A 19,178-nucleotide genomic window follows, 5' to 3' on the forward strand; every position below is an offset into this window, starting at 1 on the left:
CTATGTTCATTTAAACCGTATGAATAAAGTTATGTTACAATAGATTTTAGTTAGGAGTGATTTTTTTGAAAATAGGATATGCGCGAGTATCTACTGGATTACAAAATTTAGATTTACAAGAAGATAGTTTAAATAAATTTGGTTGTGAGAAAATTTTTACCGATCATATGAGTGGGGCAAAAAGTAATCGACCAGGTTTAGAAATGGCCATCGATTTTGTTCGTTCTGGAGATACACTTGTCGTTTGGCGTTTAGATCGTTTAGGAAGGAATATGGAAGATTTGATTTCGATTGTGAATAGCTTGAATGAACGTGGTGTAAGTTTTCATAGTCTTCAAGAAAATATAACGATGGATAAATCCAGTTCGACTGGTCAACTTATGTTTCACTTATTCGCGGCATTTGCTGAATTTGAAAGGAATCTAATTTTAGAAAGATCAGCTGCTGGTCGCGCTGCTGCACGAGCGAGAGGACGTTTTGGTGGGCGTCCTGAAAAATTAACAAATAAAGATCTGGAATTACTTAAAACTTTAGTAGATAGTGGCACACCAATTAATACGATTGCAGAACGTTGGAATGTTTCTCGTACAACAATTTATCGTTACTTAAATAAAATGAAGGAAAAAAATAAAAAATAAGTACAAATACATTATCTCGAACAAATTATTTCTTATTATGAAAAACAACAAAGATATATCCAGTTATTTTCAAATCTACAAATTTTGAATATCTATAGAAATAACAATTTTAAACAATAAAAATCAGGTGAGAAATATATGTTGATTCAAGAAGGCATGGAACTTTCAACAATTGATGTGAATAAAAAATATTGCACAGGAAAAGTAGTTTGTTTTCGAAAAAATACTTTTATTATTGAAAATAAAACGGAATATGGAATTGAGCGATATTTAATTTCAAAAAGGAAATTCAAAATAGAGGGATATGCGTTTCCGCTATATGATCCCAAAAAAGACTTAAATAATTATACTAGTTTGTAATTTGATTGTTTTTAGACATTTTTTATATGTTAATATTTAAATATTTTTAATTTTAATAATTTAAAAGGGGATAAAATAATGATTCAAGCATATATGGATTATTGGAAAAGAAGTTTTAATTATACTGCAAATGTTAGTATGAAGGAGTTTTTGTCTGCATTCCTCTTTAATTTGTTTATTCTTGCTATGATTTTATTAATAGGTGTATTTGTTCCGATTACGTGGGAAAATGTAGTAATGGACTTTTGGTATATAGTAATGGACTTGATGATTATTCCAACTATTTCTTTAGTTATCCGTATTATAAGAAAGATTTTACAAAGATAAAATTTTATGTTTTCTTGAAACATTGAATAACTTTTATTTTGTTTAAACATTGTTCAATGAAATTAAATTATAAAGTGAAGAAATTAAGTTAAATACTTTTTGTTTTTGACTTTCTACCAATATCATCTAATTAATCATGTAAAACCATTTTTTGGGAAATAAATGATTGATCTATTATCAATGAGTGGCGTACTAATTTGATATCATTAATAAATATATTCAAAAATTAAGGAAATAAATTGCCCTTACGAAACAATTAAAAGTATAAAAATTCTGATTTTTACTAATGAAAAAAAACAATTTTTTTAAGTATTTTGGTTGTTTTCGTAAGGATTACAATTTGATATCGATAATAGAATAAGAGATTACGAAGAAATAAAAAAGGAGTATTTAAAAAAGGAGTATTTAAAAAACGATGCTGCCAACACTTACATAAAATAATTTTCCATAGAAGTATATAGTCTTTTCGTGGTTAATATCTAACTAACTTTAGATAACGTATATAAAAATTTCTTTTGTAATAAATCTATTGGATTTTCTCATTTTAAAAATTAGTTCAAGTTATACAATTAACAATAAAAAACAAATTAGGTAATATATTTTTTATTTGACTATCTTTATTTATCGGAGTATTCTTAAATCGTAAAAATATAACATATATTATTTTTATCTACATATTAAAAATCAAGTATTACTTTTTTTGCTAAGTAAAAAAATTTTTTACTACTTTTTTTCGTATTGGATATATAAATTGTTTTTTCTAAAATAATTATTTACTCATTAAGTAAGATAACTTAATGACATCTAAAATTAGTTATTTATTTCCGATAATAATGATACCGCTTTCTTTTTTGACAAACACAATAATATCTAAGAAAGGGAAATACAGAATGCGAGTAATTTCAACATTGTTTGAAGACTTCATAATGACGAAAAAAATTAGAATTTCGCATTTATGAGTTTATTAAATAAATAATAAGGAGGAAAAACAATGGATAGAAGTACAAAAAAAATATCTTTGATGAGCTTTTTTGCTATAACTGCCTCAATGGTCATGACAGTTTATGAGTATCCGACATTTGCGACATCAAAGATGAATCTAGTTTTTTATTTACTAGTTGGTGGCTTTCTTTGGTTTATTCCTGTGGCGCTTTGTTCTGCGGAAATGGCTACTGTAGAAGGATGGGAAAAAGGAGGTCTTTATACGTGGGTATCAAAAACTTTAGGTAGAAAATGGGGATTTGCTGCTATTTTCTTTCAATGGTTTCAAATTACAGTAGGTTTCATTACAATGATTTACTTTATTATAGGGGCACTATCTTACGCACTTAATTGGCCTGCTTTAAATACAAATGTTTGGTTGAAATTAATCGGTACATTAATAATTTTTTGGTTGATCACAATATCACAATTTACTGGGACAAAAAATACCGCTAAAATTGCAAAAATAGGATTTTTTGTCGGAATATTAGCGACTGGAGTCCTTCTTTTCACTTTAAGTATTCTCTATATTGCGCAAGGAAATCCAGTAAAAGTCTCTTTTAGTGCGGATGCTTGGATTCCAGATTTTACTAAAATAAATACATTAGTGGTCTTTGCTTCATTTATTTTAGCATATGCAGGGGTTGAATCGTCTGCCAGTCATGTGAAAGATATGGATAATCCTGGAAAAAATTATCCTAAGGCTATTTTGATATTAGTAATTTTGACAATTATTTTAGATACATTGGGTGGTGCTACAGTTGCTGCAACAATCCCACAAGATCAGTTATCACTAGATACAGGAGTAATTCAAGCTTATTCTTATTTAATTCATCATTTTGGTGGAGGAGAAACTCTTATTCGTATCATTGCAGTCATTATTTGTTTAGGTGTTGTTGCTGAAATTTCCACATGGGTGGTTGGCCCATCGACTGCTATGCTTGAAGCAGCTAAAAATGGACTGCTACCAAAACAAATGGCAAAAGTTAATAAATATAATGTACCTACCAATATCGTATTAATTCAAGGAATAATCGTTTCTATCTGGGCAGTTGTACTAACACTAGGAGGAGGGGGAACTAATCTTTCGTTCTTTGTTGCAATGGCTTTGACAGTATGTATTTATCTTGTAGCTTATGTTCTTTTATTTATTTCTTACATCAAATTAGTGAAAGAAAAGGAAGATTTAGCAAGATCATACCAAATTCCTGGTGGAAAGAAAGTAAAAATTGGTGTGGCAATTATAGGATTACTTGTTTCAGTTTTTGCATTCTTTATATCGTTTTTTCCACCTAACGATATTGGTTATGGTAAAGGAGGAACGTATTTAGCCATCTTAATTATTAGCTGGTTAATTATTTTAGTTATCCCTTTTGGGATTTATAAAACATTTGATGAAAAAGGAAATAACAGAAAAATCTAAGAAATCAGTGCTTTTTAGGAGGAGAGAAAAATGTTATTCAGTAAAAAAAATAGACATGAAGCACAATATTTGGAACCTATTTTCGGAAATGAAGCGATGGACGAAGCGATTCCTATGTATAAACTGCCAAAAGGCTCGCTGATTCCCCGAGATGCTTATCAATTGGTAAAAGATCAATTAATTGATGAAGGTGTGTCAAGACAAAATCTCGCTACCTTTTGTCAAACATACATGGAACCAGAAGCTGTAAAAATCATGTGTGAAACATTGGACAAAAATGCAATAGATAAAACTGAATATCCACGTACAGCAGAGATCGAAAATCGTTGTGTTAACATCATTGCTGACTTATGGAATGTTCCAGATGAATCTGATTTTATAGGTACCTCGACTGTAGGTTCAAGTGAAGCTTGTATGTTGGGGGGATTAGCATTAAAATTTGCATGGCGTAATCGTGTAAAAAAACTTGGTTTAGATATCAATAAACAAAAACCTAACTTAGTAATTTCTTCTGCATATCAAGTCGTTTGGGAAAAATTCTGTGTTTATTGGGATATTGAAATGCGCACAATCCCGATTGATGAAGAACACGGGATTATCAATATAGACACTGTAACCGATTATTTTGATGAATATACGATTGGCGTAGTAGGTATCTTAGGAATCACTTATACAGGAAAATATGACGATATAAAGGCATTAGATAAAAAAATAGAGGAATATAACAAACAGACTGACTACAAGGTATATATTCATGTAGATGCTGCCAGTGGTGGATTATTTGTACCATTTATGGAACCAGAACTTGAATGGGATTTCCGTTTGAAAAATGTACGTTCAATTAGCACTTCTGGACACAAATATGGATTGGTATATCCTGGTGTTGGTTGGGTTATCTGGAAAGAAAAAGATTTTTTACCAGAGGAATTAGTCTTCAAAGTTAGTTATCTTGGAGGAGAAATGCCAACAATGGCAATTAATTTCTCAAGAAGTGCAAGTCAGATAATAGGACAATATTACACATTTGTCCGTAATGGGTTTGAAGGTTATCAATCAATTCATAAAAAAACCAGTGATGTGGCAAAATATTTAGCAAAAGAAATTGACAAAATGGGTTATTTTGATATTTATAATGACGGTTCACAATTACCAATTGTTTGCTATAAATTGAAGAAAGATGTTTCTATCTCTTGGAATTTATATGATCTAACCGATCAATTTGCAATGAAGGGTTGGCAAGTCCCTACTTATCCGTTACCTGATAATCTATCAAATATTAATATCCAACGTTTTGTTTGTCGAGCAGATTTAAGTATGCAGATGGCGATAGATTTAATTCAAGATATGAAGTCTGGAATTGAACATTTAAATCAAAGACCAGTACGTAAAGAATCTTCTGATATTACTTATGGATTTTCCCACTAATGGTTAAAAGACAAGTAATTATGGCTCTTTGTCAAATGATGTTGGTAAAGAGAAATCTTAGAATAATTTGGGCAGAAAGAAAAAAAACTTCTTTCTGTTCTTTTTATTTGGTTAAAATGGTTTTACCGTGGCAGATCATGATCCGTCGTTTGAAATGATAAAAATTTCGAAACCCATAAGCATTGCGTTTTAATACTTTAATATGGTTGTTTAAACATTCTAGTGGTCCGTTTGAATAACTGTAGCGGAGGGCATTTTGGATCTGTGGCAGAAACTTTTTAAATGTTCGCAAAGTTGTCGCATAAGTTTCAGGTAACTGGCTGACTTCTCTGGATAAACAGTCCTCAAATAGGGAATGTTCTCTTTTCTTTACTGCATAAAGAACATCTTGATATAACTGATAGCCTTGTCGTAGATTGGGACAAGTAGTTAACAGTCGATCGACAATCTCGCTTTCAGTTAAATAATCTTTAAAACTGGCACGCCGAACCCGTTTTTCATCGTTCAACTTTGCCTCTTCTTTTTGCAGGAGTTTCCAATAACATTTTATTTTTTTACTAAGCCCACGTTGGTATTGAGAAGTACTTTTAAGTAGTGACTTTGTTTCCTTCACTCGATGGTTTAAAAAAGTTCTTCCTATATGTTGAACAATGTGGAAACGATCAATAATCAACTGAGCATTTGGGAAAAGCTTTTTAACCAATGAAACATAAGGTGCATACATATCAATAACAATGAATTCAATGTTTTTTCGAGTCGCTAAGCAAAACCGAGAAAAATAGCGTTCTAAATAAGGTAATCGTCGATTTTCAACAATGTCTAGTAGTTCGTGTCTTTGTCCGTCCATCATAATAAAACTCATAGCACTTGCGACACTTCGAACTGATTTGAATTCATCAAAGCATAAGACCTTTGGTAAAGTCTGTTTGAAAGGGTTCAATGGGCGGTAAAATCTCTTCATGACACGATAAATCGAAGAAGTGGAAATATTTTTCTGACGAGCGATTTCCGTCATCGAAGTATTCTCTTTTAAGCGAGTAACGACAGACCAACGAACTTTTTGACTAATAAAACAGTGTTTCTCAGCGACAGAGGTATCCGCTACGAAGGTGCGTTGGCAAGTCTTACATTTGAATCGTTATTTCTTCAATTCCAGATAGGTCCGATATTCAGACACGTCATTAAGTAACAACCGGACGGTTGTCGTCCCCCAACGAATGATCTTAGAGGGGACGACACAAAGACAATGTGGACACTCTTCGGGCGTGTATTGAAGAGTACCTTTGTAAATCAAGCAAATTGTCCTTTATATCTTTCTTTGGTTAAACAATTTTCCTCGAAATAGATATTTAGGTCTAGAATATTTAGGGTATCTTTGATAAGCTGAGTATAAGACATCTTGAATCCTCCTATGAATTGGTTCGTCAAATTAATTCTAAAGGATTTCAGGGTGTCTTTTCTATGTTTTTACATCATAAAAAAGATGTTAGTGAATTTCACCAACATCAAAAAGTATAGAGATGATTAAAAAATCTAGTTGAGGGGAAATGTTTTTCAAAGATATTGTCATTGCTCGATCATTGGTAATAATAAATTCTCTTTCAACCCGAAGAGAACTTTAACAACACAAATTGATAAGATGCTTTTTACAAAAGAAATAAATTAAAAATTTTTGAATATAGAATTATTAAAATCAAAAAAATATAAAGTAGCTCATTTACAAAAAAAGTATGAATTAACATATTGATTTTCTAAATAAATTGAGTATAGAAATGAATAAAAACTATAATATTATCTGCACGGAAGAAAATCCTTGATATTCGTATATTATCTTTTCTATACCTATAATGGTAAAGATATCAATATTAGTAAAAATATTATCAAAAAATAAGTTTAACCGTTAATCTGAAGATAAAAGAAGCCCACTAACTAGTGTGTTTTAATCTTTTTAATTGATTATAATTACCTTTTCGTATATGTTATTATATCATATTTATTTTACTAATAAATACAACCATAATTTATCATTAATTTGATTAAGAAACTCTTTTGATTAATATTTTTGAGCCTCCGCTCCACTTAATTTATTTCTTCACTTAACATACTACTATTCTTGTATATCCAAAACATAAGTCTGTTATAATAAATAAAATGCAAGTGATAAATAATTGATATGAAAATCATCTAAAGAACATTTTTTAGATGATTAATTTATACTGCAAATATTCCTTTGCTATTTGTTTATATAATTTATTTGTTCTTGAATAATTAAAGGATAAATAATTAAATGGGTACTTTCTAGATTTTCTTTATTCATATCTACTGCTGTAATTTGGTTGTTGGTATATGTTGTGTAATAATAAATACCTTTGTCCATATTGCAACAGGAAGAATAAATAGTGTATTCAAATTGACCATTTCCTACATCACATAATCCTTTTTGTTGTTCTACCGATTTTAAAATATGGAAAAACTGATTAACACTTTCAGCTTCCGAATTACCAGTAGTTGCATTAAATTTTGTAAATGTTGCTTTGACGAATCTAGAAGCCGAGGATAAATCTCCTGGTAAACCAAGCCCCCCCATTCCTCTACTATAGACGTCTAAATGTACGTTATTAGAGAAATTATTGGGTGATACAGTTGGAGAAACGTATCTATAATTATTTAAATTAAATAATTGATAATCAAAAGGTGGGTTATTCGTCATTACACCTATAGGATTTTTATATATCTTTAATCCAGCAATCGTTGACTCAATCACTAAACATTCTTTCTGGTCTGCTAGCATCCAATGAAGAGGAGAAAGAGGAAGTTCCTCACTGAAGTCGATCTGGATTAAATTGATTTCTGTTAATATTTTTTTTGCTTCTTCAATTGTAGCACATTGTCCTAATATCCATGGGATAAATTCAAAGGGAGCTATATTTGTTTTAGAAGGATCTTCTTCGAAATAATAAGCATTTTCAGGGAAATTTAGCCCAGCCATACTTAATCCTTTTTCATTTATTGCTTCAAAATATAAAGGATAATCATCAACTACAGTGGCCATCCCAATCATCCCATAGTGAGTAGCTAGATTATCTGCTTTACGAAAATGAAAAGGGTGATTTCTTGGTGTAATCGTAACAACTGATGGATAAGATATTTCTAAATCCAAATTACGTCCAAAATAATGATCTTTGCTTGAATAAACAATGGATGTACACATGCTAAATGCCTTCTTTCTTTTATAAAACTTATTTTTTATAACAGAACTGTTTTTATATGAAAACATCTTCGAATAAAATCGTTTTTTTTAATTATTCGAAATGAATAATCTAAAACCAACGATAAAAAGTATTGATTTCAATCTCTTTAATAATCTGCCTTGTGTAATAGATACCAAATAAATAGTGATATATTGAGATTAGTACTACCAGATATCGTATGTATAGACTTACAATAGGATAATTTTATTTTTCAGTCTAAACAACTATTATGAAAATATCCAAAAAACAAGGAATAGAAATTAAAAAAAATGATTCTCAATCTAAATAAATTATACGAAAAAACTTAACTAATTTAATTTTATTTTTTATCAAAAAAAAAAAATAGTTAAAAAGTGTTTTTGATAAAATGGCGTTATAATTTTTAGACATTAATCTATTATAATCTATGGATACTAACCGTTAGTTTTAATGCAGTTTCATATCTTTCTATATATTTAAAAATTCCACGGATGGCAAAGAACTATCAAAAGCAAAAACGAAAAGTGGATAGATTATACTCAAACGTTTATGAATCAACGTACTGATTTTCTGAATAAACTGAGTACAGAAATTATCAAAAAGCATTTCTGATGTATCTTGGTCTAGTTTTGTGACTAAATTGCAATATATAGCTGACTGGCACAGACGTGAATTTATTAAAATAGATAGATGGTTTCTATCTAGTCAAATTTGTTCAGAATTCGGATATAAAGATGGCAAGAAATCTCTTGAATTTAGAGAATGGACTTGCCCTACTTGTCATACTCATCATGACCGAAATATCAATGTTAATATCATTATTCTGTCAGAAGGTCTAAAGATACAATCATTAACTTAGAGAAAAAATTAAGACCCGTAGAAACTACGGGGACAGCTTGATCAATAAGAAACACCGCTGTGAGTAAAGATACACATACTTGCAAGTATGCTTTATTTCCAAGAATATTGTGACTTTAGTCATAAAAAGTTCAAATTTTTTAGTCATTTAACTAGGAGGTAATTATTTTGAAAAAAATAATCTATATTGTTTTAGGAGCTATTGCGATAATCCTTATTTGTATTGGGTCAATTACTATCTCTAGAGAGAAGGACAAGAAAGAAACAGCAGAAGTTACAACAACAGAAAAGAAATCTGCTCAAGAAATAAAATCAGTATATGATAAATTAACAATAGGAACAGGATTAGATAATATAAATAAAATATTGGGTGCTCCGCTATATACGGAATCTTCTACAGATGATTCGGGAAATTCTGAAACCATTTATACTTGGGGAAGTAATAAAACTGGAGAATTAGGGGCTAAGCTAACTGTTGGTACAGAAAACAACAACATTGTCGAAAAATCAGTATCTGGATTATACGTTCCTTATGATAAAGAAAAAGTAGTTTCTTCTAAAATATTTGGTGAAATGAAAATGAATAAGGATTTATCCATGGAAAATGCTATTAAAAAATTTGGTGATCCGAATTCTATTGCAGAATATAAAAATTCAAATGGTGAAAATATTCAAACATTGACATGGGAAACTAACACTACTGGACCATTAGGATCTTATTTTGTCATAACGTTTACGAATAATATTGCTACTTCTAAAAATGAGATTGGATTAGTGTAAGTTATTTTTAAAAGAGTTAATTTTTAATCGGCTCTATACTTTTTGATGTTGGTGAAATTCACTAACATCTTTTTTATGATGTAAAAACATAGAAAAGACACCCTGAAATCCTTTAGAATTAATTTGACGAACCAATTCATAGGAGGATTCAAGATGTCTTATACTCAGCTTATCAAAGATACCCTAAATATTCTAGACCTAAATATCTATTTCGAGGAAAATTGTTTAACCAAAGAAAGATATAAAGGACAATTTGCTTGATTTACAAAGGTACTCTTCAATACACGCCCGAAGAGTGTCCACATTGTCTTTGTGTCGTCCCCTCTAAGATCATTCGTTGGGGGACGACAACCGTCCGGTTGTTACTTAATGACGTGTCTGAATATCGGACCTATCTGGAATTGAAGAAATAACGATTCAAATGTAAGACTTGCCAACGCACCTTCGTAGCGGATACCTCTGTCGCTGAGAAACACTGTTTTATTAGTCAAAAAGTTCGTTGGTCTGTCGTTACTCGCTTAAAAGAGAATACTTCGATGACGGAAATCGCTCGTCAGAAAAATATTTCCACTTCTTCGATTTATCGTGTCATGAAGAGATTTTACCGCCCATTGAACCCTTTCAAACAGACTTTACCAAAGGTCTTATGCTTTGATGAATTCAAATCAGTTCGAAGTGTCGCAAGTGCTATGAGTTTTATTATGATGGACGGACAAAGACACGAACTACTAGACATTGTTGAAAATCGACGATTACCTTATTTAGAACGCTATTTTTCTCGGTTTTGCTTAGCGACTCGAAAAAACATTGAATTCATTGTTATTGATATGTATGCACCTTATGTTTCATTGGTTAAAAAGCTTTTCCCAAATGCTCAGTTGATTATTGATCGTTTCCACATTGTTCAACATATAGGAAGAACTTTTTTAAACCATCGAGTGAAGGAAACAAAGTCACTACTTAAAAGTACTTCTCAATACCAACGTGGGCTTAGTAAAAAAATAAAATGTTATTGGAAACTCCTGCAAAAAGAAGAGGCAAAGTTGAACGATGAAAAACGGGTTCGGCGTGCCAGTTTTAAAGATTATTTAACTGAAAGCGAGATTGTCGATCGACTGTTAACTACTTGTCCCAATCTACGACAAGGCTATCAGTTATATCAAGATGTTCTTTATGCAGTAAAGAAAAGAGAACATTCCCTATTTGAGGACTGTTTATCCAGAGAAGTCAGCCAGTTACCTGAAACTTATGCGACAACTTTGCGAACATTTAAAAAGTTTCTGCCACAGATCCAAAATGCCCTCCGCTACAGTTATTCAAACGGACCACTAGAATGTTTAAACAACCATATTAAAGTATTAAAACGCAATGCTTATGGGTTTCGAAATTTTTATCATTTCAAACGACGGATCATGATCTGCCACGGTAAAACCATTTTAACCAAATAAAAAGAACAGAAAGAAGTTTTTTTTCTTTCTGCCCAAATTATTCTAAGATTTCTCTTTACCAACATCATTTGACAAAGAGCCTTTTTATCTTTGGTTATAAATATGATTTAATTGATTAAATCAATGACTAATTTTCCCAAATTATAGTGTATACATTATGTCATAAAAAAATGTCTTAATTTGAGTTTAAAAATATTAATTATTTATAAGTATTCGACTATTATACTTTGTTGTATTTTCTAACTTTATCTATAAATTTTTATGACATACTAAAATTTGGATACTTTCATTTTTAAATTAAATAGGTATAAAAAATGGGAAAAAATATATTCTGCTACTAAGAAGTTCGTTATATTAAGATAAGTAAAATAAAAAAATGTACTTATAAATGATAAAAACTAGTATTGCTTCAAATCTATTACTCGTTCAATTAATTACAATAAATCTACTTCTCAATTTATAAAAAACGAATTATCATTATTTTAAAAATTAAATTTTATAAAAAAAAAATCAAAATATATACTTAATTTTTTAATGTTATTATTTCCTTGGATTTGAAAGACATATGTCCAAATTCACTATAAAAAAAAAGGAATGAATATTATGAAAAAACAAGCTTTAGTAGCAGCAGTTTCTTTGATAGCTCCAATGGCATTAGGAGCTAGTAGTGTATTTGCTGATATGAATAGTGCAGATACTAATGTAAAGGCAAATTTCACTGTATCCAATACTAATAATGATAATCCAACTCCAAATAACCCATCTGGAGCTCATCCTGATCAACCTGGTTCAGATGACAATACGAATAATCCTTTACAACCAACCGGTAATTTTTCATTAGCTTATATTCCATACAGTTTTGATTTTGGTAGTATTGAACTTGGAACTCAAGGTAGCTTACAAAAAAATATTGACTTGTCAGGTGGTAACACACTTAATGTTGGGGTAAAAGATACACAACATAATAAAGCTGGATGGACACTAAAAGCAACTTTTTCAGGAGATCTAGCATCAAATGGTGCTACAATTGGAACAACTGCTGAGACTGCTCAAACATATAATGCTCAAAATCAATTGGTGCCATTAGATACTCCAGATATGATTACAGTAACTAATCACCCAAGTATTGGTTCACAAGCACAATTAATTATGGAAGGAAATCAAGGTAATACTTTTTCTGGAACATATGACTTGAATTTAGGAACAGTATCATTAAATATCCCTAATGTTAATCAAGTAGATGCTGGAGCAAAAACTGGAAGTGTTACTTGGAATTTAGAGCAAACCCCATCAAATTAGTTAAAGAAAGAAAAAACAGGAAAATCATTCCTGTTTTTTCATTTTAGATTTATTTATTAGTAAATAGCAAAGGAGAATACTAGTGAATAGAGTAATTAATAAAAAAAATATATTGATGATAATATTTTTAGTAATTACTAGCATAACTATCAGTATCAAAGTATCAGCAGAAGAAAAACAAAATTTTGGAGGATTTTCAGTTGAAGGTATCCCAAATCCAAGACAAATAGATAAAAATTCTGGGTATTTTTATTTATCAGAAAAACCAGGTTCCAAAGATTCAATCAAAATAAAATTAATAAATAATTCTAATAAAGATAAGCTATTAATTATTAAAGTTGTTGATGCTAATACTAATAGTAATGGTATAGTAGATTATTCTGGAACCTTAAAAAATAATACTTCTTTAAAAATACCATTAACTTCAATAGTTAAATCTACACAAAAAGAAGTAAGTATTTCTAAAAATAGTTCTAAGGAAATAACATTAGATATCAATATGCCTGCACATAATGTACAAGGAGTAATATTAGGAGGAGTAGTAGTATCTGAAAAAATAGATGACAAAGAAAAAAATCAAAATATTGTAAACAATGATTACTGTTATACCATAGGAATAGTTCTAACTAACGAGGATAAAGTAAATTTATTTAAAAATGTTTCTGTAAATTTAGAAAATGTTATTCCTAATTTAGCGTCAGGAAAAAAAGTTGTTCAAGCAAATATTTTAAATCCCAATCCTTATATTTTCTCTAAAGCACAAGTAAACGGTGCTGTATATTCAGAAGATGGAACAAAAAAAATCAAAGAAAATTCAATGAATAATGTATCAATTGCACCATATTCATGCTTACCATTGCAAATAGATTGGGGTAAAGACGATTTAAAACCGGGAAAATATTTATTTAAAGGAACTGTAAAAACTGCAGAAAACACTTGGAATTTTGAGCGTAAATTTGACATTGCAGGAGATAAAGCAAAAGAAATTAATAAACAATCTGCATTTAAGGTTATTTTACCAAATTGGTTTGAATATACTAGTGTTTTCTTAATAATAATTACTATTTTAGGAACAATTTACATTTATAGACGAAAATATAATGCTAAAAACAACAGGAGAGAAAAATAATGTATGTTTGGAGTATATGTACCATAAGTATCAGTATCATATTTTTTATTATAAATATATATTTGTTGTTACAAGATTATAAATATATTATTACTGATAAAATGAATATGAAAAAACTTTCAATTAATGGTTTATTAATCATTTGTACCTTAGTTTTACTTGGTTTAGGCATATCTTCAGTTTTTATTATCCATAATCAACTATAATATCAAAGAACTACAAGCTGTTAGTTAGTAACAGTATGTATTATTTATATGCACTATAAAAAATATATGTTATTATTTATGTGTAAATAATAACATATATTTTGTGTTTGTTAATTTTTATATTTAAAAATAATAACAGATATCCCTCACTATTTATTTATCATATTATAATACTATAAATTAAATACTTATTTTTTTATTATATCTATAAAAAAAAAAAGTATACCTATAAACATAATTTTTGGTATCTTCGAGTAAATAAGGAGGTGCAGAAATGCTAAGATTAATTTATGAAAAATCTTCCTTTTTCAAAGCAGAAATAATAAGATTGATTATAGAAAACAGTGGACAAATAAATAAAAATTTATTAATTAAAGAACTAAAGCTATCAAATGCTACAGTTAATAAATACTTACAGGAACTACATAATGAATTACCTGATAAAGCTCTGATTATTTCTGATAACTTAATAATATTTAATTACAAAACTTTTTCCCTTTATGATGTTCAAAAATTCTATTTTTCTCAAAGTGTAGTAAAAGACATTCTTCACTATTGCTTTTTTCATCCCAAAATTACCTTTGAACAATTAGCTGGAAAATTGTATATTAGTCATTCTAAATTATTCAATATATTAAAATTTATGGATAAAAATTTAGACAGTGTTGGTATATATATACAGAGAAGACCCTATGTTATTTTAGAAGGTAATTTGGAAGCAATTATGGTTCTTTACAATTTATATTTACAAATTGAAAAACACCCATTCGAAAAATCATTTTCTAAAATTAATGTATTAGATCTACAAAATCGAGTAGTTACATTTTTAGATCACTATCATATGAAAGCGGAATATTTTGTCATAAGAGAACTATGTATTTGGATATTAACAGTACATGATCGTTTTTATTTACAAAAAGTGTGTAAAACGCACAAAACGATTTGTTACGATAACTTTATTAATATAGAAAGTCCCTTATTAAATAAAATACAAGACAATTTTTCAAAAATAAATCCGAAATCTTTTGACAAAGAAGGAAGTTTTTTAATTTTAATATTTCTTATTTTCAACATGTCCAGTCTGCATTTCGAAAATATGGAAGCAGAAAAATATTTTTTCTCTCACGAATTGATAGAAGAATATCATTATCAATCCTTCATACTATCTGTACTAATGAAAAATCCATATAATGTTTCTCCAAGCTCATTAGAAGTTTTATCTATCAAAATTGAAGGATGTATTCACTTCTCTAATTTAATATATCCATATTATTATTTTTCTAGAACTCTTTTAACACCAAAATTAAAAAGATCTGGCTATCTAAAAAAAATACAAGACAATTTAAAAGAAGATTTTAAAGATATGTTTATGGATAAAAATATAAATGTAAATTGGGTATATGAATTGCTTTCATATATGATTATTGCTTTTCAAAAAAGATATATAACAGATAACATTGTTAATATAGGAGTATATTCTATCAGAGGTACAATTTTTGAAACACAATATTGTCAAGAGCTTAAGGAATCTATAAATATAAGTCCGTATTACGAATTAAATGAACAAGATATAGATATTTTAATTATTGATGATATTGAGCTTTTAAACACTGTAGAAAATTATAAAACTTATATGATTGTCGGTGATGCAACTTATAATCGACAAAAGCAAGGCCTATTGTTTTTTCCAAAATAATTATAAAAAATAAAAAAACACATGATATTTTATTTTGAATATAAAATTTTAAAATTTTTTCTTCTTAGTTATATGGTAATTTCTATCGTAGTGAATTTAATTATCCTTATTTTTAATATCTCACTTATAAATAAAATAATTAGGAGGTAATATTATGAATATTGACTATATATCAGAGCTGATAGAAAAATATCAATCCTCATCTGAATACATTAATACACTAATACATGATTCAGAAAATAAATTACAGCTACAACAATATGGAATTACTAAAGAATCTTTAATTGCTGAAAAATCTGTATACAATGAGGTTATACATGATCTTAAAAATATAGTTATAACTTATTAATAATATTTTGATCTCAGAATAAAAAAATATATTTTTTTATTCTGAGATTTTTTCTTTTTTATATTATTTAAACTCAAAAATAGATCTACAAATATTTAATTATTAAGAGGTTAATATTGTTTATTCCTAATATCGTATAATATTTTCATTTAGAATATCTTTTAATACTACATAATTTTTTTATACAAGAATAAAAAAAAAAATTTCACATAAAATAATACAAGATAAAATAAAATTAACTTAAAAGTACAGAAGTTACTTAAAGGAGGGGAGATTTAATGTATAAAAAACAATTTGCTCGTTGGATAATCTTATTATTTATATCAATTGTCTGTGTTGGAGCCTCATCTCCTATATTTGCAGATGACTATCAAACAACCACCGTTTCAGTAAATTTTATACGTAAAATTATGCCTGAATTACTACCTGGTAATCCAACTACTTCCAATATAGATAAAAATAAATCTGATGTAAATAAAAATAAATCTGATAAAAAAATTGAAATTGCTAAACAGTTGCCAAAGACAAATGATTCTTTGAGTATACTCACTCCATTATTGGGAATATTATTGGTTAGTTTTAGTTTATTTTATATTGTTTTATCAAAAAGGAGAACCATCGATGAAAAATATACGTAAAAAAATACTAATAGTTTTTGTTTCAAGTTTCCTTATTAGTTGGATACCAAATTTACCTGTTTTAGCAGAAGAAAAAATAAGTTCTACGGAAGAAATATCAAGTAATACAAACACTAGCTTAAGTTCTGATAATAATTTGGAAAGTTCATCAAAAAATAATAATTCAACAAATGATCAAAAAGAAACAAGTACTTCCTGTTCTTCTGGAATAGAGACTACTGAAATCACACAAGAACCATCTATAAAAAAAAATAATACAGATAAAAATGATGAAGAGCGAAGTGTATCTCCCAAAAAAACTATTGAACCTACGATAGTAGATGGACAGCAATGGACCATTGAGATGGGAAATGAATGGTTGAAAAATTGGGACTATACCACAAGAAACGACTTTATTTGTTTAAACTATTACAAGGGCAGTGACACTAATATCACTATACCAGGAAGATTAAGTACCTCAAAGGGTAATTATCACATTCTCATTCGAAACATGAATCAAGAGAGTTCAGATTATTTTCTAAGGAATGATAAATATAAACAAATAACTAGTATCACATTTGTAAATGGAACTTATGGAAATACTACATCATCAGTAGGATTATTTGATAGTGCATCCCATCCTTCTTTGCATTCTGCATTTAAAGGAGCTACAAATTTACAGCAAGCCAATCTACAGGGATTAAGTTTAGAGGCAGATTCAGGTGCTCATCAAGCCGTAATAACAGATATGTCAAATGCATTTCAAAACTGTAACCAGCTACAAAATATGTATTTACCCACCTCTTCACATATAACTAATATGTCTTATACATTTGATGGTTGCTCTCAATTGGGACTTACATTTATACTTGGTAGTAATTTTAGCACTAGTAACGTCACTGATATGCAATATTTATTTAATGGATGTAGTAGTTTAAATAGTAAAAATACTATAGATTTCAATTTTGATGCTTCTAATGTAACAAATATGAGCCATATGTTTGCTGGCTGTGCTAACATAGATGATAATTTCATAAATAAAATAAATTTAAGAAACACAAATCAAGTTACAAATATGGGTTTTATGTTCGAAGGATGTACTAAGTTATCTTCACCAACATTTATTTTTCCCACAAACAACGTTACAAACATGTGTTATATGTTTAAGGATTGTTCTAACTTAACTAGTATGAATCTTTCAAGTTTTGATACTGCTAAAGTAACTGATATGACAGGAATGTTTTATGGTTGTCCTACATTAAGCTTTATTAATTTATCAAATGCTACATTAACTGATGATACAAGTACTGATTATATGTTCACTCAACATAGTTCTGAAAAGTATACTCCTTTGTTGGTTATAGTGGATAAAAATAAAGCTCAACCACTGCTTAATTATGATTATACTTCAAATTTTAGAAAGCTAGTAAATTCACCATTTTTAAACGCTAATGGAGGGACATTTTCAAATGGCGAATCAAATCTGTATTATATAAAAAATTGCGCTGTGGACCAAAATGATCCTATATTAAATGTGTCTAATTTTAAACAGTGGGTAACAGAAAACACTCCAACAAAACAAGATACAGGGTTTCTAAATTGGAAAATTTCGGGAACCAATCCTGATCAAGCAAGTAGTGTCTTAGATCTATTAAATACAGAATATACCGCACAATGGATGGATGATCCAAATACTTCTAGTGATAATAAAAAAATTCCATCATCTGCTGCATTATCCATGATTTATATACCTTCTTCATTTAATACAGGAGAAGTAGCTTTAAAAAACTCTGGAGAACAATCTATTCCTTTAACAAAAAATAGTACATTTAATATAGGAATACGAGATCAAGAAGATTCAACTACACCATGGAGGTTGGATGCAAAACTTACTTGGAATTCTGAAGGATCCATAGATAATGCCTACTTACAAACTACAGGTACCTCTAATGTTAAACAGAATATAAATAATGGAGTAAATGCTTATAATCCATCAACAGATTTACAAGAATGCAGTGACGTCACAGGCACAAATAATGCTAAGATCACAACTGTAGATAGTACATTAATGAGTAATGTACCAAATAAACACTTAAATGGAGTTTATGACTATAATTTAGGGGATGTCTCTTTGATATTACCAAATGTCGAAAATATAGAGGTAGGAAACTACTCTGCTACAGTAACATGGAATTTAGTAACTGCCCCTTAAATGCAAACATAGAAATATATCCTGATTAAATGGATGTATTTCTATGTTTATTATTTTTCTGTAATAATCATTCCTATTAATTAAACCAAGATCAAAAAGAAAATGTGTTGAGGAAGTTCTATAAACCTAAAATCAATAGAAAACATTTATCAGAAGTTAAACTAAACTTTTTTATATTTTAGAGAAGTAGCTGATCAAGC

Annotated in this window: 13 protein-coding genes and 3 pseudogenes; 14 read left to right on the plus strand and 2 right to left on the minus strand. The window is 28.9% G+C overall.

Annotation, left to right across the window (positions count from 1 at the left end; all coding sequences use genetic code 11):
* Window positions 1-65 precede the first annotated feature (65 nt).
* From IGJ23_RS13310 to IGJ23_RS13330, 5 genes are all read left to right on the plus strand, one after another.
* A complete protein-coding gene (locus tag IGJ23_RS13310) occupies window positions 66-638 on the plus strand; it encodes a recombinase family protein (RefSeq protein WP_438775080.1) in 573 nt (190 codons plus the stop codon).
* A 138-nt stretch (window positions 639-776) separates the two neighbouring features.
* Window positions 777-998 (plus strand): hypothetical protein, encoded by a 222-nt coding sequence (locus IGJ23_RS13315; protein WP_438775082.1) that lies wholly within the window; start codon window positions 777-779, stop codon window positions 996-998.
* 78 nt (window positions 999-1,076) lie between these two features.
* Entirely contained in the window at window positions 1,077-1,325 is a 249-nt protein-coding gene (locus tag IGJ23_RS13320) for a hypothetical protein (RefSeq protein ID WP_438775083.1), read from the plus strand.
* A gap of 991 nt (window positions 1,326-2,316) precedes the next feature.
* Window positions 2,317-3,729 carry an amino acid permease gene (locus tag IGJ23_RS13325; RefSeq protein ID WP_438775084.1) on the plus strand — a complete coding sequence of 471 codons (1,413 nt, stop codon included), beginning with the start codon at window positions 2,317-2,319 and terminating at the stop codon, window positions 3,727-3,729.
* 30 nt (window positions 3,730-3,759) lie between these two features.
* Window positions 3,760-5,154 carry a glutamate decarboxylase gene (locus IGJ23_RS13330; RefSeq protein WP_438775085.1) on the plus strand — a complete coding sequence of 465 codons (1,395 nt, stop codon included), beginning with the start codon at window positions 3,760-3,762 and terminating at the stop codon, window positions 5,152-5,154.
* 103 nt (window positions 5,155-5,257) lie between these two features.
* Here the strand turns inward: IGJ23_RS13330 and IGJ23_RS13335 are convergent.
* Together IGJ23_RS13335 and bsh are read right to left on the minus strand one after the other, a co-directional pair.
* Window positions 5,258-6,552: pseudogene (locus IGJ23_RS13335) on the minus strand (ISL3 family transposase).
* Window positions 6,553-7,387: 835 nt separating this feature from the next.
* Entirely contained in the window at window positions 7,388-8,365 is a 978-nt protein-coding gene (gene bsh, locus IGJ23_RS13340) for a choloylglycine hydrolase (RefSeq protein WP_438775086.1), read from the minus strand.
* A 513-nt stretch (window positions 8,366-8,878) separates the two neighbouring features.
* On the opposite strand from bsh, the pseudogene IGJ23_RS13345 reads away from it, so the two are divergent.
* The 9 genes and pseudogenes from IGJ23_RS13345 to IGJ23_RS13385 form a co-directional block, all read left to right on the plus strand.
* A pseudogene (locus tag IGJ23_RS13345) lies at window positions 8,879-9,243 on the plus strand (zinc ribbon domain-containing protein); the annotation flags it as partial.
* Window positions 9,244-9,410: 167 nt separating this feature from the next.
* Window positions 9,411-10,022 (plus strand): DUF3862 domain-containing protein, encoded by a 612-nt coding sequence (locus IGJ23_RS13350; protein WP_438775087.1) that lies wholly within the window; start codon window positions 9,411-9,413, stop codon window positions 10,020-10,022.
* A 153-nt stretch (window positions 10,023-10,175) separates the two neighbouring features.
* Window positions 10,176-11,470: pseudogene (locus tag IGJ23_RS13355) on the plus strand (ISL3 family transposase).
* A 603-nt stretch (window positions 11,471-12,073) separates the two neighbouring features.
* The gene (locus IGJ23_RS13360; protein WP_438775088.1) at window positions 12,074-12,769 is read left to right on the plus strand and encodes a WxL domain-containing protein; all 696 of its coding nucleotides are present in this window, start codon (window positions 12,074-12,076) and stop codon (window positions 12,767-12,769) included.
* An 82-nt stretch (window positions 12,770-12,851) separates the two neighbouring features.
* Window positions 12,852-13,898 carry a DUF916 and DUF3324 domain-containing protein gene (locus IGJ23_RS13365; protein WP_438775090.1) on the plus strand — a complete coding sequence of 349 codons (1,047 nt, stop codon included), beginning with the start codon at window positions 12,852-12,854 and terminating at the stop codon, window positions 13,896-13,898.
* A gap of 480 nt (window positions 13,899-14,378) precedes the next feature.
* Window positions 14,379-15,800 (plus strand): helix-turn-helix domain-containing protein, encoded by a 1,422-nt coding sequence (locus IGJ23_RS13370; RefSeq protein ID WP_438775091.1) that lies wholly within the window; start codon window positions 14,379-14,381, stop codon window positions 15,798-15,800.
* Between the two features lie 154 nt (window positions 15,801-15,954).
* Window positions 15,955-16,149, plus strand: a complete 195-nt coding sequence (locus IGJ23_RS13375; RefSeq protein WP_438775093.1) for a hypothetical protein — start codon at window positions 15,955-15,957, stop codon at window positions 16,147-16,149.
* Between the two features lie 278 nt (window positions 16,150-16,427).
* On the plus strand, window positions 16,428-16,787 hold the full coding sequence (locus tag IGJ23_RS13380) for an LPXTG cell wall anchor domain-containing protein (RefSeq protein WP_438775094.1): 360 nt from the start codon (window positions 16,428-16,430) through the stop codon (window positions 16,785-16,787).
* A complete protein-coding gene (locus IGJ23_RS13385) occupies window positions 16,771-18,978 on the plus strand; it encodes a BspA family leucine-rich repeat surface protein (RefSeq protein ID WP_438775095.1) in 2,208 nt (735 codons plus the stop codon). Before IGJ23_RS13380 ends, IGJ23_RS13385 begins: the two co-directional genes overlap by 17 nt.
* Window positions 18,979-19,178 lie beyond the last annotated feature (200 nt).

Origin of the sequence: Enterococcus sp. DIV1682a (genome assembly GCF_051711005.1) — a bacterium.
Classification (GTDB): Bacteria; Bacillota; Bacilli; order Lactobacillales; family Enterococcaceae; genus Enterococcus_B; species Enterococcus_B hirae.